This window comes from Sphingobacterium sp. 2149 (assembly GCF_031455655.1).
Classification (GTDB): Bacteria; Bacteroidota; Bacteroidia; order Sphingobacteriales; family Sphingobacteriaceae; genus Sphingobacterium.
The window spans coordinates 106313-133302 of sequence record NZ_JAVDTD010000013.1; the positions used below are offsets into that span (position 1 = coordinate 106313).

20 protein-coding genes and 1 other RNA gene are annotated in these 26990 nt (G+C 38.7%); 11 read left to right on the forward strand and 10 right to left on the reverse strand.

Annotated elements, in window-relative coordinates:
• The first annotated feature begins 51 nt into the window (after positions 1-51).
• Positions 52-519, forward strand: coding sequence for an inner membrane protein YiaA (yiaA, locus tag J2X77_RS18955; protein WP_209575971.1), 468 nt, complete (start codon positions 52-54; stop codon positions 517-519).
• 84 nt (positions 520-603) lie between these two features.
• Here yiaA and J2X77_RS18960 read toward each other — a convergent pair whose 3' ends face one another.
• Both J2X77_RS18960 and J2X77_RS18965 read right to left on the reverse strand, forming a co-directional pair.
• A complete protein-coding gene (locus J2X77_RS18960; protein ID WP_310082055.1) occupies positions 604-2349 on the reverse strand; it encodes an ATP-binding protein in 1746 nt (581 codons plus the stop codon).
• On the reverse strand, positions 2346-3683 hold the full coding sequence (locus tag J2X77_RS18965; protein WP_209575975.1) for a sigma-54 dependent transcriptional regulator: 1338 nt from the start codon (positions 3681-3683) through the stop codon (positions 2346-2348). Before J2X77_RS18965 ends, J2X77_RS18960 begins: the two co-directional genes overlap by 4 nt.
• A 230-nt stretch (positions 3684-3913) precedes the next feature.
• Between J2X77_RS18965 and J2X77_RS18970 the strand changes: the two genes are divergently transcribed.
• From J2X77_RS18970 to J2X77_RS18980, 3 genes are all read left to right on the forward strand, one after another.
• Positions 3914-5509, forward strand: a complete 1596-nt coding sequence (locus J2X77_RS18970) for an ABC-F family ATP-binding cassette domain-containing protein (protein WP_209575977.1) — start codon at positions 3914-3916, stop codon at positions 5507-5509.
• Between the two features lie 287 nt (positions 5510-5796).
• The gene (locus J2X77_RS18975; protein ID WP_209575979.1) at positions 5797-7533 is read left to right on the forward strand and encodes a GMC oxidoreductase; all 1737 of its coding nucleotides are present in this window, start codon (positions 5797-5799) and stop codon (positions 7531-7533) included.
• Positions 7534-7537: 4 nt separating this feature from the next.
• The gene (locus tag J2X77_RS18980) at positions 7538-8170 is read left to right on the forward strand and encodes a gluconate 2-dehydrogenase subunit 3 family protein (RefSeq protein WP_209575981.1); all 633 of its coding nucleotides are present in this window, start codon (positions 7538-7540) and stop codon (positions 8168-8170) included.
• Between the two features lie 54 nt (positions 8171-8224).
• On the opposite strand, the gene J2X77_RS18985 is transcribed toward J2X77_RS18980, so the two are convergent.
• Together J2X77_RS18985 and J2X77_RS18990 are read right to left on the reverse strand one after the other, a co-directional pair.
• Positions 8225-9124 carry an OmpA family protein gene (locus J2X77_RS18985; RefSeq protein WP_209575982.1) on the reverse strand — a complete coding sequence of 300 codons (900 nt, stop codon included), beginning with the start codon at positions 9122-9124 and terminating at the stop codon, positions 8225-8227.
• A 100-nt stretch (positions 9125-9224) separates the two neighbouring features.
• Positions 9225-9749 (reverse strand): hypothetical protein, encoded by a 525-nt coding sequence (locus J2X77_RS18990; RefSeq protein WP_209575984.1) that lies wholly within the window; start codon positions 9747-9749, stop codon positions 9225-9227.
• 324 nt (positions 9750-10073) lie between these two features.
• Here J2X77_RS18990 and J2X77_RS18995 point away from each other — a divergent pair, with 324 nt between their 5' ends.
• The 4 genes from J2X77_RS18995 to J2X77_RS19010 all read left to right on the forward strand — a co-directional run bounded on the left by J2X77_RS18995 (position 10074) and on the right by J2X77_RS19010 (position 15125).
• Complete coding sequence (locus J2X77_RS18995; RefSeq protein ID WP_209575985.1) at positions 10074-10448, forward strand: hypothetical protein; 375 nt, start codon at positions 10074-10076, stop codon at positions 10446-10448.
• 65 nt (positions 10449-10513) lie between these two features.
• A complete protein-coding gene (locus J2X77_RS19000) occupies positions 10514-12487 on the forward strand; it encodes a transglutaminase domain-containing protein (RefSeq protein WP_209575987.1) in 1974 nt (657 codons plus the stop codon).
• Positions 12484-14385, forward strand: coding sequence for a DUF3857 domain-containing protein (locus J2X77_RS19005; protein ID WP_209575989.1), 1902 nt, complete (start codon positions 12484-12486; stop codon positions 14383-14385). Before J2X77_RS19000 ends, J2X77_RS19005 begins: the two co-directional genes overlap by 4 nt.
• A 74-nt stretch (positions 14386-14459) precedes the next feature.
• Positions 14460-15125, forward strand: a complete 666-nt coding sequence (locus tag J2X77_RS19010) for an HAD family phosphatase (protein WP_209575992.1) — start codon at positions 14460-14462, stop codon at positions 15123-15125.
• Positions 15126-15270: 145 nt separating this feature from the next.
• Here J2X77_RS19010 and J2X77_RS19015 read toward each other — a convergent pair whose 3' ends face one another.
• Together J2X77_RS19015 and rnpB are read right to left on the reverse strand one after the other, a co-directional pair.
• Positions 15271-16662 (reverse strand): sigma-54 dependent transcriptional regulator, encoded by a 1392-nt coding sequence (locus tag J2X77_RS19015; RefSeq protein ID WP_209575994.1) that lies wholly within the window; start codon positions 16660-16662, stop codon positions 15271-15273.
• A 67-nt stretch (positions 16663-16729) separates the two neighbouring features.
• Positions 16730-17108: RNase P RNA component class A (gene rnpB / locus J2X77_RS19020), an RNA gene on the reverse strand.
• A 157-nt stretch (positions 17109-17265) separates the two neighbouring features.
• Here rnpB and J2X77_RS19025 point away from each other — a divergent pair.
• Positions 17266-18282, forward strand: a complete 1017-nt coding sequence (locus tag J2X77_RS19025; RefSeq protein WP_209575996.1) for a YafY family protein — start codon at positions 17266-17268, stop codon at positions 18280-18282.
• Positions 18283-18388: 106 nt separating this feature from the next.
• On the opposite strand, the gene J2X77_RS19030 is transcribed toward J2X77_RS19025, so the two are convergent.
• The 3 genes from J2X77_RS19030 to argS are packed head-to-tail and all read right to left on the reverse strand — an operon-like array spanning position 18389 to position 22461.
• On the reverse strand, positions 18389-19579 hold the full coding sequence (locus J2X77_RS19030; RefSeq protein WP_209576090.1) for an aminoacetone oxidase family FAD-binding enzyme: 1191 nt from the start codon (positions 19577-19579) through the stop codon (positions 18389-18391).
• A gap of 16 nt (positions 19580-19595) precedes the next feature.
• Entirely contained in the window at positions 19596-20675 is a 1080-nt protein-coding gene (locus J2X77_RS19035; RefSeq protein ID WP_310082057.1) for an oxidoreductase, read from the reverse strand.
• 1 nt (position 20676) lies between these two features.
• Positions 20677-22461 carry an arginine--tRNA ligase gene (gene argS / locus J2X77_RS19040; RefSeq protein WP_209575997.1) on the reverse strand — a complete coding sequence of 595 codons (1785 nt, stop codon included), beginning with the start codon at positions 22459-22461 and terminating at the stop codon, positions 20677-20679.
• Between the two features lie 108 nt (positions 22462-22569).
• On the opposite strand from argS, the gene J2X77_RS19045 reads away from it, so the two are divergent.
• On the forward strand, positions 22570-23961 hold the full coding sequence (locus J2X77_RS19045) for an arginine decarboxylase (protein ID WP_121123983.1): 1392 nt from the start codon (positions 22570-22572) through the stop codon (positions 23959-23961).
• 490 nt (positions 23962-24451) lie between these two features.
• Here the strand turns inward: J2X77_RS19045 and J2X77_RS19050 are convergent, their stop codons facing one another.
• A complete protein-coding gene (locus J2X77_RS19050; RefSeq protein ID WP_209575999.1) occupies positions 24452-24955 on the reverse strand; it encodes a thioredoxin family protein in 504 nt (167 codons plus the stop codon).
• A gap of 456 nt (positions 24956-25411) precedes the next feature.
• On the opposite strand from J2X77_RS19050, the gene J2X77_RS19055 reads away from it, so the two are divergent.
• Positions 25412-26989 (forward strand): glycerol-3-phosphate dehydrogenase/oxidase, encoded by a 1578-nt coding sequence (locus J2X77_RS19055; protein ID WP_209576001.1) that lies wholly within the window; start codon positions 25412-25414, stop codon positions 26987-26989.
• Position 26990 lies beyond the last annotated feature (1 nt).

Consider the following 26990-nt stretch of genomic DNA (forward strand, 5'->3'; position numbering starts at 1 on the left):
TAGATATTTGGATAAGAAAACAACAACATTTTAAAACTAAAAAAGAAAATTATGGAACCGCTAAAAAACATGATTGACGAAAAAAAAACTCAAAGAGATTTAAACAAAAGAAATCCATTTAAACCAACAGGGGCATTTATCGGTGCGTCATGGACTGCATTATTGGTTGGAACTGTTGGCTATTGCGTAGGCTTATGGAATGCAACAATGGCATTGAATGAAAAAGGATATTATTTCACGATTTTACTGTTTGCCCTGTTTGCTGTTATCTCTGTTCAAAAAAGTGTCAGAGATAAAGCCGAAGGGCTGGCCGTTACCGAATTGTACTATGGTTTAAGCTGGTTTGCAACAATTGCAGCCGTTGTTCTGTTGACTGTAGGCCTATGGAATGCAGAACTGCTTTTGAGTGAGAAAGGATTTTACGCAATGTCCTTTTCATTGAGTATATTCTCAGCAATCGCAGTACAAAAGAATACGCGCGACGCAAAACTTATTGATGACAATGAAATAAAACTTTAGCGGGTGCCTATCTTGCGGCCTCTGCAATGCAAGCCGCAAGATCTTTCAATGCGCTTTTGGAAGGAAAAAGATAGGTTGATGGTTTTAGGCCGATGGCCTAGGCGGAGCAATCGGAAGATAAACAAAAAATGTACTTCCACTTCCCAAAACACTTTGTACATCAATTTCTCCACCCATGCTTTCGATAAATTCTTTGCTTATGCTCAATCCTAAACCTGTTCCTTCTTTTGTACTTCCTGGAACACGGAAGTAGCGATCAAAAATTTTCATTAAATATTGCGCTGGAATTCCTCGCCCATGATCCTCAACCCGTAAAAGTACCCTTGCTCCCATTCTTTTGGCGGCAATGGCGATCACTCCCCCCACATCGGAATATCGAATTGCATTGGACAATAAATTCGTTAATACCCATGCGGCTTTTTCCCTATCGATAAAGACCATCGACAAATCCCTTTCCAATTCTACGTCTATCCGGATTTGCTTTTGCTCAAACATCGACCGATTGGCTAGTAATGCGTAGTCTACAATCGATTCGATAGCTACTTCGGTCAGTCTCATCTGAATCGCACCACTATCCACCTGGGCAATATCCAAAAGTTCCCCCGTAATCTTGAGAAGCCTCGCTGTATCATCGGCAATGCCTTCGAGCAAATCTTGTTGTTCTTGATTTAAATCTCCGATCCTTTTATTTTCTAATAATTGGATTCCCATGCGTATTGAAGCGATAGGTGTTTTCAATTCATGGGAGACCGTTCCAATAAAATTCGTTTTCGCTACATCAAGCTCCTTGAAACGGGTTACATCCTTCAGCAAAATAAATTGTCCGATAAATTGAGCCCCCTCCTCTCCTGTTGGAACAATATTAATATCAATGACCTCTAAATCAAAATAGTTTTGTTTTCCTGCAACACACACCTGAAACATCCCTAGATGACCAGACTCTTGATGCAAAGAGTTAATTTTGTTGAGAAGGTTTTTAATCAAATCATTAACTGATGCAATTTCTTCCAAATTTTTCCCCTCAAGTTCAACAAGTTTTAACCCCGAAATTAAACAAGCGAGCGTATTCGCAAAAAGCACTTTTTTTTCTTGATCGATCCCTATGACAGCATCATGCATATTATCGATAAGAGCTTCGATTCTCTTTTTATGCTGTAAAATCTTACCCAAATTACTTTCTGTATACTCCTCAAGTTTTTGAGCCATTGTATTAAACGATTTTGACACCGCTCCAAGTTCGTCCCGTCGCTTAAAATGGAGTCTCATTTTGTAATTCCCAGCAGCAATCTGTTTAATACTATCGGCTAATTGTACCATTGGGCCTGCAATGGCGATGGGGAGATTGATCAACAATACAAACGCAATCATAAAACAGACTGCGCCAACAATGGAGATCGCCAATATAGCTTTCTCTGCTGTTGCATTGGCGACATCATTTTTGTATTCGATCGCCTGCATATTCAGATACATTAAATGGAATATATCTTTACGTAAGTCAGCCAATATGCTCACATTTTTCGTATCCTCTTTTAAGTTCAAAAAGTGACGATTTACACGTTCATTTACCTCCTGTTCCCCGCGCTCGGTTATATTACGATTTTGGAGCCTTAAGTTATATTCAAATAGCTGAACACTCTTGTTGTTGGTACGAAAATCTTCCAACGCCAACAGCATATTCCTGGAGTAGTGCACCGTGTTATAGTTGTCGACTAAAATGTTATTTGTATCTTTTTTTAACCGATAAACATAATACCCACTCACGATCGCAAGCAGCAAAATCATGAAAAATAAAAAACCTACCCAAAAAGTCAGCTTAGCTTTAAGTTTCATTGGATTTTATATTCTTCAATTTTTCGGTACAAGGTAGCTATACCAATTTCTAACAATCGAGCAGCTTCCGCTTTATTTCCATTTGTATGTTTCAAAACCCGCGCTATATGCCGCTTCTCCATATCGGACATTGAAAAGTTTGATAAAATACCTGCCCCTTCTCTAAAATCACGTTGCACGAAGGGAAGACTCTGAACATCCAGTACGCCCCCCTCACTTAAAATCACACTGCGTTCAATCACATTTTTCAGTTCGCGGATATTTCCCCGCCATACATTACTTTCCAATGCCTGCACAAATGCTGTGGTCATCTCCAAAGGTTTCAAGTTGGATTTTAAAGCAAAGATATCAACATAATATTTTGCCAAGGGCGCAATATCCTGAACACGCTCACGCAGTGGTGGTAATTCAACGGTAAAAACAGACAACCTGTAAAATAGATCACTTCTAAAATGTTCAGAAGCAATTTCCTCGTGGAGATTTCTGTTAGTCGCAGCTATAATTCGTACATCTACGTGAGTTGGTTTAGAGTCGCCGATTTTTAAAAATTCGCCGGTTTCCAGAACACGGAGAATCTTGGCCTGAAGTTCCAACGCCATCTCACCCACTTCATCCAGAAAAATAGTACCGAGGTGCGCTTCTTCAAACAGGCCACGTTGATCTCTATTTGCCCCCGTAAAAGCGCCGGATTTATGACCAAACAACTCATTTTCAAGCAAATCCTTTGTAAATGCTGCACAGTTGATAGCGACAAAACTACGTTCTCTTCTAGGGCTCGCCTGATGGATAGCCTGTGCAAAAACCTCCTTACCAGTGCCCGTTTCACCAGTGAGTAAGACCGTTGTATTTGTAATAGCAACTTTTTGTGCTAATCCAATAGCGGTCTTTATAGCAGTGGAATTCCCAATAATCTTATCGAATGAAAGCTTATCTCCTAATCTTTTTTCCAACTGCTGCACTCTTCTTGCCAACGCAACCTTTTCACAGGCTTTATAAAGAAGCGGTATAATACGATTATTATCATCTCCTTTCGTAATGTAATCGAAAGCACCATTTTTTATTGCCTGCACGCTGTCCGGGATATTTCCATATGCCGTCAATAGGATAATCTCTACAATGGGATACCGCTCTTTAATTAATTTAGCGGTTTCAACGCCACTACCATCAGGTAGCTTGACATCACAAAGCACCACATCCACATCACTGGCTTCAAGCTTTTTTAATCCGGATTTAATATCAGCAGCCTCAATCACATCAAAACCTTCCAGGCTAATAATTTTGGCTAGCAATTTCCGAAGCTTATCTTCGTCATCTATAAGAATAATTTTATTCACAAGTGTCGTTTTTTCAAAATTACAATTTGTCTGAAGCAATTAGTAGAAAAATAAACAATTTGACTATTTATCGAAAATTTTTACGACATCAAAATATAAACGCTATCTTTGTACTTCCTCAATAGCATCAAAAACTGTATGTAAGATTAAAATTCTTTAGAACGAAATAAATACCATCCATTGACAATATCCTTGCAATTGGTCTTTTCTAACATTTAAAGAATTTCACCATGCTTTCCTTACAACAACTTTCTTATATACATCCGAATAAAGATTTATTGTTTGAGAACATAAGTCTGTACATAAACGCGCAAGAGAAAATAGCATTGATTGGCCACAATGGCGTGGGCAAATCAACTTTATTGCGACTGATTGCCAAAGAACTCTCTCCAAGCAGCGGGAGCATACAGTCCGTCGCCAATTCCTACTATGTCACCCAAGTCGTTGGACAATTTGAGAAAAAGACAGTTGCTGAAGCACTTAAAATTGACAAAAAATTAGCTGCACTAGATGCCATATTAGCGGGCGACGCCTCTGAAGAAAATTTCAATACACTTCAGGATGATTGGAATTTGGAAGAGCGTTGCCAAGAGGCCTTCTCGCTATGGAATCTGCCTAACATCCAACTGACACAAAAAATGTCTTCACTTAGTGGCGGACAACAAACAAAAGTCTTGTTGGCCGGAATCCAGGTTCATCAAACCGAACTCATTCTCCTAGACGAACCAAGCAACCACTTGGATATGGATAGCAAAAAAAAACTATACAATTGGATCCAATCAACTAACAGCACACTGATCGTTGTAAGCCATGACAGAACGCTGCTTAATCTATTGGACGATATGGCCGAAATGACACCCAATGGCATTAAGCGATACGGAGGTAATTACTCCTTTTACAAGGCTCAAAAAGAAGGTGAGCGTCATGCTATGCAACAAGATATCCATCACAAGGAAAAAGCGATAAAAATTGCGAAGGAGAAAGAAAGGGAAACAATCGAACGTCAAAATAGATTAAATAACCGGGGACAAAAAAAGCAGGAAAAAGCTGGTGTGCCGCGTATAATGATGAATACGCTACGCAATAATGCTGAAAAGAGCACCGCAAAAATAAAGAGTGTACATCAGGACAAAATCGGAGGTATCAGATCCGATCTGCACGAGCTCCGGGGCTCGCAATCGGCATTGGATGAAATTAAAATAGATTTAGGAAACAGTACTTTTCCCACAGGAAAGAGTATGGTAAAAGCAGAAAACATCAATTTCAGCTATGGCTCGCAGCAGCTGTGGAAAGATAATATAAGCTTTCAATTATTCAGTGGAGACCGCATCGCACTACAGGGCCAGAATGGGTCTGGTAAAACGACATTGGTTAAACTCCTTCTCAATCAATTAGTGCCTGAACAGGGAAAAATTGAACAACAATCGTTTGAATCGATCTATTTAGACCAGACATATTCCATCCTATCTCCGCATTTGAGCATCTATGAACAAGCTCAGCAATATAATACTCAAGCATTGCCCGAACATGAAATTAAAATCAGGCTCAATCGCTTTCTATTTGGAAGGGATGAGTGGGATAAAAAATGTCAACAATTGAGCGGCGGTGAAAAAATGCGGCTGATATTATGTAGCCTAACTATTAAACAACAATCGCCCGATTTGATTATACTTGATGAACCAACAAATAATTTAGATATTCAAAATATCCTCATTCTGACAAAAGCAATTCAGCTTTATAAGGGAACATTGCTTGTTATTTCGCATGATGAAGTATTTCTAGAAGAAATTTATGTAAACAAAGTCGTCCAGCTAGCCAACCTATAAATGGCAGCTGCTTCTATTTTTGCTACAATGCATTAGGCTTCGATTATGCTACCAACCATTGTAAAATTTAAAGAAACAACGCGTTTTTTGTAACAATCCCATATTCTTTGTTTAAAATCTGCTAAATCGATAAATTAAATTAAAAAAAACAAATTTTTATCAATATATTCACAATGATTTTAAACATGAAATAATAACCATTAAATTAATTGAACCTTTCATTTACAGAATTAAGCTTCATGGCAGACGTATCGCATAGGCCCCTCAATTAATTACTTCATTTAATTATGTCAGATTATCAAATTAAAGAAAATCCCGAATTATTTGACGCCATCGTAGTTGGTTCCGGCGCAGGTGGTGGCATGGCAGGTTATATACTTGCGCATGCGGGACTTAAAGTATTGATGCTGGAAGCAGGTCCCTTTTATGATCCAGCAAAAGATTCATTGCAACTACGCTGGCCTTGGGAATCTCCAAGAAGGGGCGCAGGTACTACTAGACCTTTCGGGGATTTTGATGCGGCCTTCGGCGGCTGGCAAATCGAAGGTGAACCCTACAGCAAAGTAGCGGGAACAGAATTTGAATGGTTTAGAGCCCGCATGCTTGGCGGAAGAACGAATCACTGGGGTCGAATTTCATTACGCATGGGCCCTGACGATTTTAAGCCCAAAGATGGAGTTACTGAAGAATGGCCTATTACCTATGAGGAGGTTAAGCCTTTTTACGACCGTGTAGACCGCATGATCGGTATATATGGAACGGTAGAGGGTATTCATAACGAACCAGATGGAATTTTTATGAAACCGCCCAAACCACGTCTAAACGAATTGTACATTGCAAAAGGCGCTAAAAAAGCAGGGGTTCCAGTGATTCCTGGGAGAGGCGCTGTACTGACAGAAGTGTCGAAAGACATTAAGGATCGTGGAACCTGTTTCTATTGCGGTCAATGCGGTCGTGCATGTAAGGTCTACGGGGACTTTTCTTCATCTTCTTGCCTCGTTATTCCAGCAATGAAAACCGGTAATTTAAAAGTAATTGACAATGCGATGGTACGAGAAGTCATTACAAATGATGAAGGGATTGCCGTTGGTGTTTCTTATGTAAATACCAAGGATTTACAGGAATATACTGTTAAGGGTAAAACCGTTATTTTGGGTGCGAGTGCCTGTGAAAGTGCGCGAATTATGCTAAATTCCAAATCAAAATCGCATCCTGGTGGTGTTGGTAATAGCAGCGGTTTAGTTGGAAAATATCTCCACGATTCTACAGGAGCCAGCTTATCGGGATTTTTGCCACAGTTACTTGACCGGAAGCGCTATAACGAGGATGGTGTAGGCAGTGTGCATATCTATTCCCCCTGGTGGGAAGATAATGCTAAGTTAAACTTTCCTAGAGGCTATCACATCGAATATGGAGGCGGTTTACATATGCCTTCTTACGGATTTTTGAACTGGGTACCGAAAGTAAACGATATCGCCAAAAATTCAGATGGAAACGGAAAAGCCAAAGGTGGTTATGGCACAGCTCTAAAAGAAGATTTCCGCACCTATTATGGTGCAAATGTCGGTATGGCCGGAAGGGGAACGGCATTGGCAAGAAAAGACAATTACTGTGAGATAGATCCAGATAAAGTCGACAAATTTGGCATTCCGGTGCTACGCTTCAACTATAAATGGGCAAATGAAGAAATAGCACAAGCGAAACACATGCAAGAGACATTTCAATCGATTATGCATGAAATGGGCGCTGTGATCACATCAAAAATTCCAGGAGCCGACACCTTATATGGACTGGAAGCTCCAGGAAAAATTATTCATGAAGGCGGAACCACAAGAATGGGTAACGACCCTAAGACTTCTGTTTTGAACAAATGGGGGCAGGCGCACGATTGTAAAAATCTCTATGTGGTTGATGCTGGGCCATTTGTACAACAAGGAGACAAAAATCTGACCTGGACAATACTCGCTTTATCGATGCGAACAGCAGAATATATACTTCAAGAAAAGAAAAAATTAAACAGTTAAACGCATGAATAGAAGAGAATCTTTACGAGCGTTAGGATTAATTGCAGCAGGATCTGGTCTTTTAGCCACAGCTTGCAATTCAAAAGATGCTAAAAATGCTGCGGCAGACAATAGTAAAAAATTACCTGGAGTACAGGATTTTGAATACGAACGCACAGAACAACTATACGCTGAAAAGTTCTTTGATGAACATGAAATGGCGACAATAACTGTATTGGCTGATATTATTATACCCAAAGACAGTAAGTCTGGCAGTGCATCGGAAGCTGGTGTACCCGATTTTATCGAGTTTATTGTCAAAGATCTGCCCGACAATAAAATCCCCATGCGCGGTGGACTTCGTTGGCTAGACCTCCAATCCAAAAAGCGCTATGGTACAGTTTTCATCAAATGCAGTGAAAAGGATCAGCTTGCGTTAGTAGACGATATTGCCTATCCCGAGTTGGCAAAACCAGAGATGAAACAAGGTGCTGCATTTTTCTCCTTGATGCGTAACCTTACTTCTTCGGGATTTTACACGAGCGAAATGGGTATAAGAGATATTGGCTATGCCGGAAATAAACCTGGCGTCTGGAATGGTGTACCAGATGATGTATTGAAAGAGCACGGTTTTGACCCGACTAAATTCTTTGGATAGAATAAAAAAATCCTTTCCGAACGGAAAGGATTTTTTTATTCTATCTAATCCAAATTATTGTGCTGATGGAACTTCTGTAGATTCTGGAGCTTTATCAATTAATTCCATAAATTGATCCAATTTTGGGGTTATAATAATTTGTGTTCTTCTATTCCGTTGCTTACCGAGCGCTGTGGAATTGTCCGCTATAGGGTTATATTCTCCCCTACCCCCCGCAGTTAAGCGTTTTGGATCCACACCATATTTATTCTGTAAAGCCTGTACCACAGAAGAAGCTCTTAGGGTACTTAAATCCCAGTTATTACGAATATTAGGTTTTGAAATCGGGTCGGTATCGGTATTACCTTCAATCAATACTTCGTAATCTCTATAGTCCTGAATGATCTTTGCAATTTTACTCAATGTCTGATCTGCTCTATCGTTAATTTCATAACTGCCGGATTTGTAAAGCATATTATCGGCAAGTGAAATATAAACCACCCCTTTCAAGACCTGTACATCAACTTCCTGCAACTCTTCACGGCTAAGCGATCTAGTTAAATTGTTTGATAATACTAGATTTAAAGAGTCGGATTTATTCTTCGTTTCTACCAGATGTTTAATGTATTTGTTTGAAGCGTTGATTTCGTCAACCAACTTGGAAATATTAATATTTCCCTGTGAATTCTGATTAATACTATTATCTAACGACTTCTGCAAAGCAACATAGGCAGATCGCAGATCAGCATTATTTTGTTTTTCGGTGGCAAGCTGATCCTCTAAACTCTTAATTCTCGTGCGACCTTCCGCTATTTGAAGCTGCCCGTCTTGATATTGCTTGTTTAACTGACTATGCTCTGTTTGTAATTTATTGTAGTCCGACTGTAAGCCAGCATATTGTTTTTTGCTGACGCCACATCCGATAACAAACAAACTGGCCGTCAATACTGACATTGGAAAAACTAAATTCTTCATGATATACTCTTTTTGTAGATGTTGAATTAATTCATACAGCAAGATACACAATATTCTAGCCAAAACACCTTAGGTGTTTCAAATTAACAACCTTTAACGTCTATTGAGCTAACTCTTTTAATTCGGTTGAACTAAATATCTGTGCACCTTTGAGGTAAGGATTCGCGCCTTTTAAATAGTTATAAATAATGGATTTGGCTTCCTCATTAGGTAATTTGTACAGATTTTTAACAAGGAAGTTTTTATCTTCAAGAATATTATTGTTATAACCCAAAAAAGAAGGTGCATGTACCTGTACACTCCACCGTATAAACCGCGCTTCAATATGATTGGGATTTTCTTTTATCACTTCTTCCAAATAATTTTTACCCGCTTTAAACTGCCCAACTTTTTTAAATGGATTACCGATATGTTTAGCTAAAAGGATCTGATAAGCTGCCAAGTATACTTTATCAGTAGGTGATTTAGCTCCCTCAGTTAGCACCTTTAAATTATGTTCACATAGATCCTCATCCTTTACAGCCCCCGCATATTCCCTTCGAATTTTATCTATATTCACCTGTTGGCCAAGTCCAGCCTTTGATAGGCAAAATAGCACAATGATCATTACTATTCGTGTTATCATAATTATAAATTAGGTCATCTAAACCATTTCATTTTCCCGCTTAAATTACTAAAAAAATCGAATCCAACTATTAATTTTAAATCATCATCGCACCAAACAAAGGTTTCCATAACATTCTATCGCCATAGCTAGCAAAAAAAGAAAAAACATTCATTAAGGTATATTTTAAAAGCGATTTGGCTTCAATTCGCACCCCCAATAGTTGATCTACGAATAATCAGCCTATCCCATCAAGTCAGGAAAGCTTATAAGTTTCATGTTCCTTGCCAAAAGTCAAATTATTTTTACTATATTAGGTATACCATTATAAATTTAAAACGAGCTATGGAGACAAAAGCAGAATATCAGATTTGGGATACTATTGTGAATAGTGCAAAAACTAAATTCGATTATAAGCATATTCGTGCTATGTTTAAAAAGGAAGATGACGAAATAACCGATAAGTTTCTATTCCATATTATTGCAGGTTTTGCCTGTGGTGAAAATCATCAGACAATTTCGACTAATCTTTTCAATGAATTACAAAACATTCATTTTGAATGCAATGAAGAACAGATCGATAGATTTATCGCTGATAAGCACGTGAAATTCAGCCCAGAAATATATGCCACCTATCTAGCATTCTCGATGCTGGAAGATGGTGAGGATATCGATAATATCACTGAAATTATAAACAATCTTTTGCAGTTAGATAAATAATTATCCTGAATTATCGTTTAATTTTGGCTAAAAACTTATATTTGTGAATTATTACACCTATAGTTATGCGCCAGTTTTTAACGCTATTTTTAATATTTTCTATTTATACAAATAGTGTAGCCCAAAATTTCGATTTTGGTAAAGTTTCTATTTCGGATTTCTCACGTACAGATTTGGATAGCAATGCCCATGCTATCGTTCTGAATGAGTTTGGTCAAAGCTCTGTTTTCGTGGATGATTATGATAACCGTATCAAACTTCTTCATGAATACCATGTACTAATCCGTATCATAGACAAAGAAGGATTTAAAAAAGCTAATTTTGAAATTCCATCTTATAAACGTGGAAATTATATACGTGACTACTTTGATGAATTAAAGGCTGTTACATATAACTTAGAAAACGGTAAAATAGAGAGAACAGCGCTTGAAAATAAAAAAGTTTTCAAAGAAAATTATTCAGCACATCTGGACCTTAATAAATTCACGCTTCCGAATATTAAAGAGGGATCTATCATTGAAGTATCTTATCGAACGCTAGAGCAGGACTTATTTAATTTTAAGACATGGGAATTTCAAGATGATCTCCCTAAAATACGGAGTCAATACATTGCAATCATACCTGCTTCTTTCACCTACAATGTAGCTTTACGTGGATCTTATAAACTTACCGATCAAAAAGGTGAAGTATTGAGAGAGTATATTTTTCTAGATGGTCTAAGAATGGATTGTTCAAAATTGACCTATACAATGAAGAACGTTCCGGCATTTATCGAAGAGGATTACATGACTTCCCCCACCAATTTTAAATCTGCAATTTATTATGAACTTGAATCGATTTTTTATCCGAGCACGGGTAGTAAGAAGACATTTAGCAAAACTTGGAAAGACGTCGATATAGACCTGATGAATGAAAAGACCTTTGGTGGTCAATTAAAAAAAACAGATGTATTCAAATCCAGTTTAGCAACAATTATATCGCCTAATGATAGCAAACTTGAAAAAGCAAAAAAGGTATATAACTATATCAACAAACAAATAAAATGGAATAATCATTTAGGCAAATATGCAGAAACAGGCGTTGAAAAAGCACTAGAAAAAAGGAATGGAAATATTGGGGATATTAATTTAGCGTTAGTAACCGCTTTAATGGCTGCAGACCTGGAGGCATACCCCGTCATTCTCTCGACCCGCCGAAACGGTACGCCTAATGCGCTTTTTCCTATATTATCTGACTTTGACTACGTCATCGCTTGCGTGGATATCGATGGCGTAAAATATACATTGGATGCCACTAATGCTTACTTGCCTTTTGGAGAATTGCCTTTACAATGTTTAAATGAACGGGGAAGAATCATCTATTCTAAAAAAAGCTCGAATTGGTTCCCACTTGTAGCGACAGAATTTTCCGAAGTAAACTATGTCTTGGAAGGAGCTTTAGATGAACAATCAAAAATTAAGGGAAAATTAACTATAAGCAGTAGAGGCAACAAAGCATTCTTAAAGCGTCAACATATTGCTAAATTTAATTCTTTGGAAGAATATTGGGAAAAAATGGACGAAGAAATGCCCAACATTACACTGATAAAGTCGAATATCCAAAACCTTGAGGATATTGACAAAACGTTGATAGAAGAATTCGATGTCGTCGCGGATGTTTCCAAACAGACGGGACAAGGTGAGATCGTTTTGGCTCCAACTATCATTGACAGGATCTCCCACAACCCATTTAAGGCGCAGGAAAGAACCTACCCTGTCGACATGGGCTTTAAATCCAAAACATTGTACGCAGTCAGATTAACAATCCCAGATCAGTATGAAATTGTTGAAAAGCCTCAAAATGTGTCCTTAGCGCTGCCTGAGTCCACTGCAAAATATAAATATGTCAGCCAAACTGATGGCAACCAAATCGAAATCCTACAGAGCCTCACGTTCAACAAACCCCTATTTTCGGTCGATGAATATTTTTCACTCAAAGAATTATATTCCCGTATCATTCAACAACAAAAAGTAGATCTAAAATTAATTAGTAAAAAATGAAAATTCTATTCGTCAACTTACTATACATCCTGCTTCCGATCCTTGCGATTGCGCAAGAAAACTATGACGTTGCTAATATTCCCAGTACATTAAAAAGCAGAGCAGTAGCGACTGTACGCAATGATAAAACTGTGGTAGAAATAAAATCTCCCGAACAAGTTGTCACCACGACAACTTGTGCCATTACCGTGTACAATAAAAACGGAGACCGTTATGCCACGCTTCCGGTGTATTATGATAAATCCACTGAGATCAGAAGCATCAAGGGAGCGATCTATAACGAAATGGGCATATTGCAAAAGAAAATTTCAACGAAAGATTTTAAGGATATTAGCGCTGTTGACAACAGCACGATGTTTGCCGATTCCCGAGTAAAATTATATGTCCCAAACTACCACAGCTATCCCTATACCATCGAATATCAATACGAGGTCAGAAGCAAGCAAAACTTGATCATTCCATCTTGGACTCCGGAGGTCTCCAACAATGTGTCCGTAGAAAAAAGCAGTTTCCAATTTATCGCACCAATTGGCACAGACTATCGAATAGAAACAAAGAATTACAGTGGAACTGCAAAACAAGAAAAAAATGAAAAGACCGAAAGCAAGACGTGGAATGTGGAACAGATAGCGGCAAGAAAGGAAGAATCATATCGTCCCAACTCCAGTCTTAAAAAAACGAATGTACTCATTGTTCCCAAAAATTTCATTTACTACGGGAAAGAAGGAAATTTCTCAGACTGGAAAGAATTCGGTAACTGGGTATCCAACAATTTGCTAAATAAGAAACAAGACCTAACCGAAGCCTCCAAACAAAAATTTATTGCATTGACCAAAAATGCCAGTTCAGACAAGGATAAAGCAAAAATTCTATACGATTACTTACAAAAAAACACACGCTATATCAGTATTCAGATAGGCATTGGAGGCTTAGAGCCCTTTCCTGCTTCAGAAGTAGACCGTCTGGGGTATGGCGATTGTAAAGCGCTAGTCAACTACATGCAAAGTATGCTGTCGGCCGTCAATATCCCTTCCTATTATTGCATCGTCGAAGCCGGAAGACGCAAAGAAAGTTTCAATAAAACCTTTGCGAACGCTCAAGACGGAAATCACGTCATAATATGTATTCCGTTTAAAAATGATACAACTTGGCTAGAATGCACAAGCCAAAACCTTCCATTTGGTTTTCTCAGCGATTTTACCGACGATAGAGATGTCGTTGCCTGCACTGAAAATGGTGGAGTTATTATGCATACTCCTAAATACGTAAATTCAACAAATCTTCAGCTTCGCTACGCCGATCTAAAACTTTCAGAAGACGGGAATATACAAGGTTCGCTAAACACCAAGTTCTACGGAACTCAATATGCAAACCATATGGATGTACTTTTGGCTAGCAATAATGACAAGAATAAACTTCTAACTGAATATTACAATATAGACAATATCAATTTCAACCGAATAAATTATATTGAACACAAAGAAGATAATCCATTTATTGAAGAGCACCTGGATATTTTCATTAAAAATTATGCTGTGAAAAATGGCAATAAACTTTTGATCCAGCCTAATTTATTCAACTCGCATTCCAATATTCCTGAAAGCAGAAATAGAACAGAAGATATTTTTATTGAAAGAGGTTTTACCGATGTTGACAGCATTAGCATTATTCTGCCTGAAAATATACTTAAAACAGTAGTCCCTGAAAAGAAAATCATTGAAAAACGGTTTGGTAAGTATGAGTTCAGATCAGAAATAAAAGACAATATACTCTTCACCTACAGAAAATTGGAGCTTTTTGAAGGGACCTATCCTGCTAGTAATTATGAGGAATTTTTTCAATTTCATAACGAAGTAAGCAGTAGTGATAGAGGCCGTTTTAACCTTAGCTTTCTCTAAACAAATGAAAATATTTACCAGAATATGAATGTGTGTAATCCGCCGGAGCAAGGCAATTATTGTATATTAGCCCAATGACAGAATACGCAGCGATATTTGACATGGACGGTGTTATAAGTCACACCAATCCTTTCCACGCACAAGCCTTTAGAGCTTTTTTTAAAAACCACAATGTACAACAAGCTACAGAGGAGGAATTTGAACAGCACATGTATGGTAAGCACAATAGTTATATTATGCAACATTTCTTTAAACGTCCAATTTCTCCTGAAGAACTGCGCACGCTTGAATTTGAAAAAGAGCAGCTTTTTAGAGTAATTTACAAAGACCATGTAGCACCTATCAAGGGGTTAATTGAATTTTTAACAGCCTTAAAAGAGAAAGGTTTTAAGCTTGCTGTAGCGACATCTGCTCCCCGGGAGAACATGGATTTAATTCTAGACGAATTGAATATACGGCAGCTATTCTCTTCCACACTAAGCAGCGAAGACGTGAAATTACATAAACCTCATCCTGAAGTTTACCTAAAATCGGCAGAAAATCTTCAAATTTCAACCGACCGCTGTATCGTTTTTGAAGATTCTTTTTCAGGTATTACTGCAGCTAAAAATGCTAATATGAAAGTTGTAGCCGTACTTTCAACGCATAAAAAAGAAGAATTACCGGCAAGCAATGATTATATCAATAATTATACGGAAATATCAGTTGCGAATGTTGAAGCTATTCTAAAAACACAGTAGCCAGAACTTTACGGCACAATTCCCAAATTGCTGTTGATGTATAAAAAAAGAGATTCTTTGAGGAATCTCTTTTTTTTGTATCGATTGTCCAGTTTGCCCTAAAAAATCATGGACAGCTAATGGCTAACTAAAATTTATTCGGCTATTAATCTCTTTTCAGACCGAACTTTTCTATTTTACTATAAAGATGACTACGTTGAATATCTAAATCATCCGCTGTCTTGGAGACGTTCCAATTATTTTTTTCCAACTTATATTTTATAAATTCTTTCTCAGCATGATCCTTATAATCTTGGAATGAATCAAAGGAGTCCATATCTAATCCATAATTTGTTGTACCTTTCTCATGGGCTACACCATTTACCGGTTCGCGCGAAGGATTGGCAAAAGCAATGACATCTTTGTCGGTAATAGACTTGTCGCTCAAAATAATTAAACGTTCAATCATATTTCTTAACTCGCGAATATTGCCCGTCCAAGGAAGGTGGCTTAACTCTTTCATGGCTGCTGTAGTGATATCCTTAACGGGAATTCCGTACTCCATACAGATCTCTTCGCAGAAATTAGTAGATAATAAAGGAATATCATCAACGCGATCAACTAATGCAGGTACATGGATCAATATAACAGAAAGACGGTGATATAAGTCCATTCTGAAATTACCATCTTCAATTTCTTTCAATAAGTCCTTATTGGTCGCAGCAACTACACGTACATTGACATCAATTTCTTTATCGCCCCCCACTCTCGTAATTTTATGTTCCTGCAGCGCTCTTAATACTTTTGCCTGCGCCGAAAGGCTCATATCACCAATCTCATCTAAAAACAATGTTCCGCCACTAGCTTGTTCAAATTTTCCAATACGTTGCTTAATAGCCGATGTGAAAGATCCTTTCTCGTGACCAAATAGCTCTGATTCAATTAATTCAGAAGGTATTGCCGCACAGTTCACTTCGATTAATGGGCCTTGTGCGCGATTTGATTTCTCATGTAACCAACGCGCAACCAATTCTTTTCCCGAACCATTCGCACCAGTAATCAATACGCGAGCCTCAGTTGGTGCAACACGGTCAATTGTTTCCTTAATACGTTTGATAGCCCCAGATTCACCTAATATATCTTTCGTTTTCGAACTGCTAACTTTTCGTTTCAGAACTTTAGTTTCCGTGACTAGGGAACTTTTATCCAATGCATTACGAACCGTGATCAATAACCTATTTAGGTCCAGTGGCTTTTCTAAAAAGTCAAATGCTCCTTTTTTCGCAGCTTCAACAGCGGTTTCAATCGTACCATGTCCGGAGATCATTATGAAGGGAATATCGGGACTGCTTTGGTGGGCATCCGCCAACACTTCCATCCCATCCATCGTATTCATCTTGATATCACACAGAACAAGATCTATTTTTTCCTTTTTTAAAATATCTAATCCATCCCGGCCATTGTCGACATCTAAAATCGTATAATCTTCATATTCCAAGATATCACGCAACGAACTTCTGATGGCGCGCTCATCATCAATGATTAAAATCGTACTCATAAATAGAGAATTATGCTATTTTTTCAATTATGAAAATCAATATAAGTTTTTTTTGGCAATTAGCGAAAAAGAAGCAAACCTTGTAAGCCGGGTTCTGTAGACCACCGAAGTGGAATTTCTATCATTTATCTAGATTTGCCATCGCTGACAAACTCAATCAACCTACCCATTACGAATTCCAATACATTGAAAGAAGACGAGCAGCCTTCGATTTTCGCAACCTATTTGGTCTTTCAACACACGAGGTTTACCGTAATGCATGTCACCATACAAGACCGTAAGCTCTTACCTTACGTTTTCACCCTTACTCCGAAAAGCGGTATATTTTCTGTGGCACTTTCTGTCTACTATTTCCATAGCAGCCTTCCCGTTAGGAAGCGTGTCGCTCTATGTTGCCCGGACTTTCCTCTCCTCTCAAAAAGAGCAGCGATAGAACCAGTTTGCTTCTGCGCAAAAGTAGCTATTTTACTCGGATAAAACTGAAATTCTTTTCAATTTCGAAAAGACCACAAATTATTTAACTTGTGCTGCAAAATCTACGCAGCCATATTGCGTAGATAAAAGAAAGTTTTCGTATTTTCAGCTGACCAAAGGAAATCGAACATGGCACTTAATAAACTCGCGCTTATACGCTATAGAACAATTGATCAATGTCTCCGTTTGCGACATCGAAAATGGACGTTAGAAGACCTTATGGAAAAAGTCGCAGATGCACTCTATGAATTTGAAGGAATCAAAAATGGAATAAGTAAACGAACGATACAAGGCGACATTCAACTCATGCGGAGCAATAAGCTCGGCTACAATGCACCTATTGTGGTTTTGCATCGCAAATTTTATACCTATGAAGATCCTAATTACAGCATTAGTAATTCTTCTATTTCTGTCGGAGATATGCAAAAAATGAAGGAGGCGGTGGAAGTGTTGAAGCATGTGAGCGGTTTCTCAAGCTTTGATGAAATGAGCGATATCGTTGCACGGCTCGAAGATAGTATCCATACCAAAAAGGACAACTCGCCATCGATTATACAAATGGAAAGCAACAATCTGCTGAAGGGCCTTTCCTTTATCAATCCATTGCATCAAGCCATTCGGGAGAAAACCCCGCTACTCATAAGCTACCAGTCGTTCAAAGCGAAACAACAGCAAGACCTTGTCTTCTCCCCCTATCTTCTAAAAGAGTATCGTAATCGGTGGTTTCTAATTGGTCATCATAAAAAAAATGAAGGGTTGATGACGCTAGCACTTGATCGCATAAATTCTGTAGAAGAAATGGGCAAAAATTCATATAAAGAATATAGCGGTGTAGATTTTGAACGCTATTTTTCGGATACCATTGGCGTTACTAAATCACACAAAGACCGTGGACATCGCGTAATATTACTTGTCAATGCAAAAAATGCGCCTTATGTGACAACAAAACCCATACATTCTTCCCAGCAAATTTTGGATAAAAAGGAAGACGGATCGATTTTGATTCGCCTCGATGTTGTACTTAATTTTGAGCTGGAAAGAGAAATTTTAGGTTTTGGCGAATCCGTTAAGGTGCTCTCACCAAAAAGTCTTCAAACTCGAATAAAGCAGCGCTTGGGAGCTGCCATACAACACTATACCCAATAATCTGTAGACAGACATTTGCATTAAAAAATGTATAGTATTTCAGTCCATTCTCCCGGTTAGGCGATTTTTCCAGAATAGATGGGAACAATTGCCACCTTCACAAAGGCTAAATATCTTGAGCGATGGCATAACCACTAGCCCAAGCCCATTGGAAGTTATAACCGCCCAGCCATCCGGTAATATCCACAGTTTCTCCTCCGAAATAAAGACCATTAACTTTTTTTGACATGAGCGTCTTGGGATGAAGTTCCGCTGTCGATACTCCGCCTCGCATGACCTCAGCTTTATCATAACCCTTATCTCCCGCAGGTTTTACCTTGAAGTGATGAATTGTATCAACGATCAATTTCGCATCAGCTTTACTAAGGGAGGCAATTTTGGTATCCAATACCAGGAATTTTCCAAGAGCATCGACCAATTTCCTAGTAAAGTGATCGTTTAACAATTGGGAGACAAGTCTTTTTCCACCGTATTGGCGCTCCTGTTTAATCAAATTTTCCAAATTAAAATTAGGTAACAAATCAATTGTAATCTCCATTCCGGGTCTCCAATAACTTGAAATTTGAAGAATTGCGGGTCCGCTTAATCCCCAGTGCGTAAAGAGAATGTTTTCTTCAAAAGACATTCCGTCAACAGATACCTTTGAGAATACCGCATTTCCAGCCAAAGAACTATACCAATCAGCATCTTTTCCTGTTATGGTTAAAGGTACCAATGCTGGAGCGGTTCCAACTACATTCAGGCCAAACTGTTTCGCTACACGTAATCCGAAATCTGAAGCACCAAGCTTTTGCACCGGTAAACCCCCAGAAGCAATAATCAATTTATGTGCGTAATACCGTACATCACCTCTTGTATTTTCTGCCGCAACCTCAAAACCATTGTCCTTTTTTTCTACAGCCTTCACCAATGTATTTAATGCGACATGCTGACCTGTGTGCTGTAAAATTTCAGAAAATACAGCGACGATATCTTTTGCTTTATTTGTTACTGGAAACAACTGCCCCAAAGTCTTCTCCTGGCCAATAATACCATAACCTTCAAAAAAAGTAATGGTATCCTCCACGCTCCATTGTTTGAATACACTGTGTAAAAAATCTGGATTTTCAGAAATAAAATTGGCGGGACTGGTACCCGTATTGGTATAATTACAGCGTCCACCTCCAGAAATCAATATCTTCGCACCAACTTTATCGTTTCGTTCAATCACTAAAGTCTTCTTTCCGATTAGCCCTGCTTGCGCAGCGCACATCAAACCACAGGCCCCAGCCCCAATAATGATCGCATCGTAGGTTATACTCACAGTAACAGATCTAATAAGCAATCAATGTGTCGTCAACAGAAATCACCCTCCGCTCCAATTGACTCTGATATGCTAATTCAATAATTTTAATAACGTCTCGGGCTTGTTCCGGCGATGCAATTAAGGATGTTTTCCCTAATATACTATCGACAACATTTTGATAAAAATCGGGGTAAGAACCAACTTCTGAAGGAATAATTTCTTCAATATCTTTACCTGCTTCTACAATATTCAATTTACCATATAGGCTTGGATCCTCTCTTCCCCAATCGGGATCTTCATCTGGGAATTTACCTTCACGCAGTAAGGCTTCCTGTGGATCAATCCCATGCTTTACAAAATTTCCATTCATACCGAATATACGATAACGCGGAGTAGGTTCCTTTGCAAGCATAGAACCTTTTAGAGACACCCTTAACTGATCATAGTACAATAGGCAATCGAAATTATCGATAGTCTTCGCGTGATCTCGTTGAATGGCCAAATCTGCAAAAACAGCATTCGGCTTTCCAAATAACTGTAAAGCCTGGTCGATGAGATGAGGTCCTAGGTCATAAAATATTCCAGAACCTGGCAAATTTTCCTCGCGCCAAGCATTAGGTCGCAGGTAGTTTCGAAAACGATCAAAGCGAGATTCAAGATTTACAATCCGTCCCAATCTTGCGCTTTTGATTACTTTTTCAACTGTGCGATAGTCTGAGTTGAATCTTAAATTATGGTAGGGAGCCAAGGTCAGATTGTTCTGCTTTGCCAACGCAATCAGCTCATCTGCCTGATCCACGCTATTTGTAAACGGCTTTTCAACTACGACATGTTTTCCTGCTTCCAATGCACGCTTAGCAAAAGGATAATGCATTTCATTGGAGGTTGCGATTACGACTAGATCAATTGTTGGATCATCGAAGATATCATTTGCAGACAAGGCAATTTCCGCCTGCGGATAGCGTTCCTTAAGCAAACTCTGCTGATCAGCTTTGCGCGCTGTCACCTTTACAAGATCCAGTTCCACAATCGAACGCATCACGGGGGCATGAAAAACTTGGCCTGAAATTCCAAAACCAATAAGTCCTACGCGAATTTTCTTCATCATATTACATTCTTTCAGGCACTTGGATACCCAATAAATTCATTCCTTTTGCAATAACCTTCGCTGCGGAAGCAGATAAGTGCAATCTAAAGTTTTTGACATCATGATCTTCCGCTTTCAAGATGGTTTCTTCATGATAAAACTTATTGTAAACCTTGGCTACTTCATAAGTATAATTTGCCAATTGGGCAGGACTGAATTCTTGCGCAGAGGCTTCAATAGTCTCCGGAAATGCTCCAAGTTGCTGAATCAAATCACGTTCGTAAGAAGAGATCGTTGCCGGAACAGAAACCGCACTGTCAAAATCAAATTCAGCTTTACTTAAAACAGATTTGATACGTGCATGTGTATATTGAATAAACGGCCCTGTATGCCCTTGAAAATCGACAGACTCATTGGGATCAAATAAGAGTCGCTTTTTGGGATCTACCTTTAATAGAAAATATTTAAGTGCGCCCATTCCAATCGTATCATAAAGAACGGCTTTTGATGCTTCGTCCAATCCTTCCGTCTTTCCAAGCTCCTCAGTCCGTTCCTGCGCAGTTTTAAGCATCTCAGCCATCAAATCATCCGCATCAACAACTGTTCCTTCCCTTGATTTCATTTTACCGGATGGAAGATCGACCATCCCATAAGACAAGTGGAACAAACCTTCAGCCCAAGCTTTACCAAGTTTTTTTAAGATTAAGAACAATACCTTGAAGTGATAATCCTGTTCGTTACCAACAACATATATAGATTCACTCATTTTGAACTCATCATACTTTAATTGAGCTGTCCCCAAATCTTGCGTGATATAGACAGAAGTACCGTCGCCACGAAGCACCAGCTTCTGATCCAATCCTTCGTCTGTTAGATCAATCCAAACGGAGTTATCTTCTTTCTTGAAGAAAACACCTTTGTCCAAACCTTCTTGGATAATATCTTTACCTAACAAGTAGGTATTGGATTCATAATAATATTTGTCGAAATTGACGCCCAATTGTTTGTAGGTCTTTTCAAATCCAGCATACACCCAGCTGTTCATGGTTTTCCAAAGTGAGATTACCTCTTCATTACCGGCCTCCCATTGTTGTAACATCGCTTGTGCTTCCTTCATCAGAGGTGCATTTTTCTTTGCTTCATCTTCGGTTTGCCCTTCAGCCTTCAATGTCTCGATCTCCTTTTTATATTCTTTGTCAAACACAACGTAATATTTTCCGACAAGGTGGTCTCCCTTCATCCCGGTAGATTCAGGCGTTTCACCGGCACCAAATTTCCGCCAGGCCAACATCGATTTACAGATATGGATACCACGGTCATTCACCAAATTCGCTTTGATCACCTCATAACCATAGGCTTTCAGAATTTCGGCTACGGAGTATCCTAATAAATTATTCCGAATGTGGCCTAAGTGCAGCGGTTTATTCGTATTTGGAGAAGAGTACTCCACCATCAGTTTTTTTCCATTTGCAGGAAATACGCCAAAGTCTTTCGCGGTGATGGTCTGGTTCAACAACGTTATCCAGTAAGCATCAGAAAGGACAATATTCAAAAACCCTTTGATCACATTGAAATCCGATATTTCAGCAATATGTTGTTGCAAATAGGCTCCAATTTCTTTTCCAGTTTGTTCGGGAGAAGATTTCGAAAAGCGTGTTACTGGAAAAGTTACGATTGTAATTTGTCCTTCAAACTCCTTTCGGGTAGCTTGTAAAGCAATTTGATTTTCTAAAATATCTGCATTGTAAAGCTCTTTTACTGCCTGTACAGTGACTTCAACAAGTCGCTTTTGAATAGAATTTGCCATTTAATGATTTTGTAAATTTTACAACTTCCTGATAGTGAATTGGAAATAAATAACATTCCTTATTTAGGTATTCACCATTAAAGTATATCTTTGCAAAAATAATAAAAAATGCAGAGCTATCAGGAATTTCTTGACTTAAGTGTTGGTTTTCCCCAAGACGGATTCGAAATCATCGACGACGAATTGTATTTCCACGATTTGAATTTAATGGAAATGATAGAAACGTACGGTACGCCGCTACGTTTTACTTATTTGCCGATCGTCAGCAAAAAAATTCAGCAAGCGAAAATCCTTTTTCAGACCGCAATTCTGAAACATAACTATCGCGGATCTTACAAATATTGTTATTGTACCAAATCATCCCATTTCAAGCACATTGTAGAAGAAGCCTTGAAAAATGATATCCACCTGGAAACTTCGTCTGCATTTGATATGCCGATGATCGATTCATTGGAAAGACAAGGTACCGTAACAAAGGACATTACAGTCATCTGTAATGGATTCAAAACGTATCAGTATAAACAGTATATTGTGGATATGATCCATGATGGATATACGAACATTATACCTGTACTAGATAACAAAGAAGAGTTTAACCTTTACGACGATGAAATCGAACTGGACGAGCCTTGTGCTTTAGGAATCCGCGTTGCATCCGAAGAGCAACCAGACTCTCAATTTTATACCTCTCGTTTAGGAATCCGTCAGGAAGATGTTATCGATTTCTATAATAACAAAATCGTTGACAATCCAAACTTTAAAGTCAAGCTGCTTCACTTTTTCATCAATTCAGGTATTTCGGACACTCCATACTACTGGAATGAACTGGAAAAATACGTTACATTGTATTGCAAATTCAAAAAAGTAAACCCAGACTTAGATACGTTGGATATCGGTGGCGGTATGCCGTTTAAGGATTCACTGGTGCACGACTTTGACTACGAATACATGGTCAATGAAATTGTGAACCGAATCAAACAAATCTGCGCGCACCACGAGGTAATGGAACCCGATATTATTACCGAATTTGGTAAATACACCGTTGCTGAAGCTTCAGGTATTCTTTACAAGGTACTCGGCCGCAAGCAACAAAACGACCGTGAGCGCTGGTTTATGATTGATGGCTCATTTATTACGAATTTACCGGATGTATGGGCATTGAATCAAAAATACATCCTCTTGCCGATCAACAACTGGGATTCGGAATATGAACGTGTCAATCTAGGTGGTATTACCTGCGATGGTCAGGATTATTATAATCAGGAGGCACATATGAATTCGGTATTTATGCCAAAGACACGCAAGGTACAATACCTGGGATTCTTTCATACAGGGGCCTATCAAGATGTATTAAGCGGATATGGAGGAATTCATCACTGCTTATTGCCTTCGCCTAAACATGTGCTCGTACGCCGCAATAGAGACGAAACATTCAACTACGAAGTGTTTGGAGAGGAACAAAACTCCAAACAAGTCATGAAGTTATTAGGCTATCAATAAGATGTTATACCCAGAATACGCGCTCTTTTAATTGCCGGATGACAAATATCGTGCAGAGAAAGCGTGTTTTAAAGCACACAAAAAAAGGTCTCAATCTTAGGAAAGAGACTTTTTTATTTTTAGCCTGCCAAAGTATTCACCGTCAGACATGCCAAAATCAATACACCCGACAAACACAATGTCTATTAATGGAAATATTCAGTAAGCGGATACAAGAGCGGTAAACCAATTTCAGCATAAAAGAGAGTCTGATGATGGCCTTAGCGCTATCGTTGTTTTGGGTTGTGTTCGCACCACCTTCGCCCCATGAACAGTATCGCGACCACTATTGATCCTTCGAAGCAGGTACGAATCAAATATCCGAACGACTTCTTAATTTCGATCTTTCCTGCACAAGAATGACAAGTTTTAGGACGCAATCTTTGTGTTCGACTCGGTAGTTTATTGCGTAAAGAAAAGCCTCTTTCCGTATAGATATGGTATCAAAAATTTATTCCGCCACCCAAGCTGTCAAGAAATGAAGTACTTTTTCTTCATCATACCCTTTTCCCTTTTCCAGGCTACCACTTTCCTGCACATGCAAAGTTTTTCCATTGCTATCTAAAACAATAAAAAATGGATAACCGAGTTTACTTCCCTCGGGAGCATACTTCTGAAAAACAGCCTCATTTTTATTTTCCTTCGAATAATTCAGGTGATAATAGAGAAAGCTATTCTTCAGTAACTTATCTACACTTGGCGTTTTGTGAATATAATCATTAAACCTCAAACACCAGACACACCAATTTCCCCCAGCTTGGATAATAATATTTTTCCTTTCTTTCTTGGCCTGAGCTAATAACCGATTAATATCATCTTGCGCATCAGCATCTGGATTGTAAGGCTTTGAAAGCTGGTCTGTTGCCACATCTTGTTGTGCAGATGCATTAAACTGCAACACTAGGGTTCCGATAAATACAACAGCCCCACAAAGTATTAATCTTATCTTCCTCATCGTAATAAATTAAATAGTAAACTAAAATTACAAAATCATTTACCCAAACCAAAACATACAAGACCTATAATGGTTAAACAATTATATAACTATTGACCATGCAGAAAAACATTTTGAATCACACAAGCCTGCATGTTGACAGCATCGTCAAACATGATCAAAGCAGTACAGCTGCTGCCTTAAGTAATCAAATTCGGTCATGATCAAACCATCGAATAGCAACGAATAAAAAAAGCTTATTGATGTTGCCTATCGAACTTTTGGCGGAAAGGGAAAAGCTTTCTTAATTAAAATCAAAACAATAAAAAACAAAACAAAATAAAAACAAACATCATATCTTAACATAAATATTATGTAATTTCTTTTAAAATTTGATGAATATACCATAACTTAGTATTGAGAAAGGGAAAACAAAGCAGCAACAAAGTTCACCATAAAATTCCAAAACGAAACAAAATGAAACACCAAGAATTCAAAAGGTCAAAACTGATAGAAAAAATAAGAGATACGAGCACATGGGATGTTATCGTAATAGGTGGTGGAGCGAGTGGATTAGGTGTTGCATTGGATGCTTTAAGTCGCGGATTCAAAACAATTTTGCTGGAACAGGTTGATTTTGCAAAAGGCACTTCGAGCAAAGCGACCAAACTCGTTCATGGCGGTGTACGCTATTTAGCTCAAGGTGATATTAGTCTGGTTAAAGAAGCGCTTCACGAAAGAGGTCTACTTCAAAAAAACGCTCCTCATCTGGTGAAAAACCAATCATTTATTATACCCAACTACAATTGGTTTGAAGGTCCATTCTATACCATTGGAATGAAAATATATGATCTTCTTGCTGGTAAATTAAGTTTAGGAAAATCCATTCATATTAATAAAAAAGAAACACTGCATCGCATAAGTACGGTTAGACCTAAAGGTTTATATGGCGGAGTAGTTTATCAAGATGGACAATTTGATGATTCAAGACTTGCTCTCAATGTAGCACAGACTTGTATACAAATGGGTGGTGTTGCCCTAAATTATGTGAGAGTGAATAATCTCACTAAGGATAAGAACGGACGAATAAACGGTGTTATCGCCAATGATACCGAAACCGGCGAAGTGTTTACCATACAAGGGAAGGCGATTGTTAATGCTACCGGCATATTTGTCGATGATATCTTAAAAATGGACAGGCCCGAGGCTAAGCAAATGGTACGTCCCAGCCAAGGTGTCCACCTTGTTTTTGACAAATCTTTCCTCCCTGGAGATGACGCTATTATGATTCCAAAAACAGATGACGGACGCGTGCTTTTCCTTGTACCCTGGCACAACCGCATTATCGTAGGAACAACAGATACGCCGATCGATGAACATAGCCTTGAACCTATAGCATTGGAACAGGAGATTGATTTTATTTTAAAAACTGCAGGTCGCTACTTAACAAAACAGCCCACAAGAGCAGATGCTTTGGCTGTATTCGCTGGTCTTAGGCCGCTTGCCGCACCTACTGGTAATTCCAATAAAACCAAAGAAATATCACGAAGCCATAAGGTTATCGTCAGCGACTCCAAATTACTCACGTTAACAGGCGGAAAGTGGACAACATTCCGGCGAATGGGGCAAGATACAATCGACAAAGCGATAAAAATTGGCTGCCTACCGCAGAAGGAAAGCCGGTCGGCCACACAAAAGATTTATAGCGCCATTCCGACATCAGACAGAAGCAATCACCTATATATTTATGGCGCCGACCAAGAAGCCATCAATGCATTGGCACAAGAAAACCCTGAATGGAACGAAAAATTAATAACACAGCTTGAATTCAAAAAAGCGGAGGTTGTTTGGGCGGCCCGCAATGAACTTGCCAGAACTGTGGAAGATGTGCTATCCCGACGTGTCCGCATGCTGTTTCTTGACGCTAAAGCCGCCATGGAAGCGGCTCCCGAAGTTGCTAAAATACTAGCTCAGGAGCTGGAAAAAGATGAAGATTGGCAAAACCATCAAGTAGAAAGTTTTCGTAAAGTTGCACAGAATTATATCTTAAAATAAT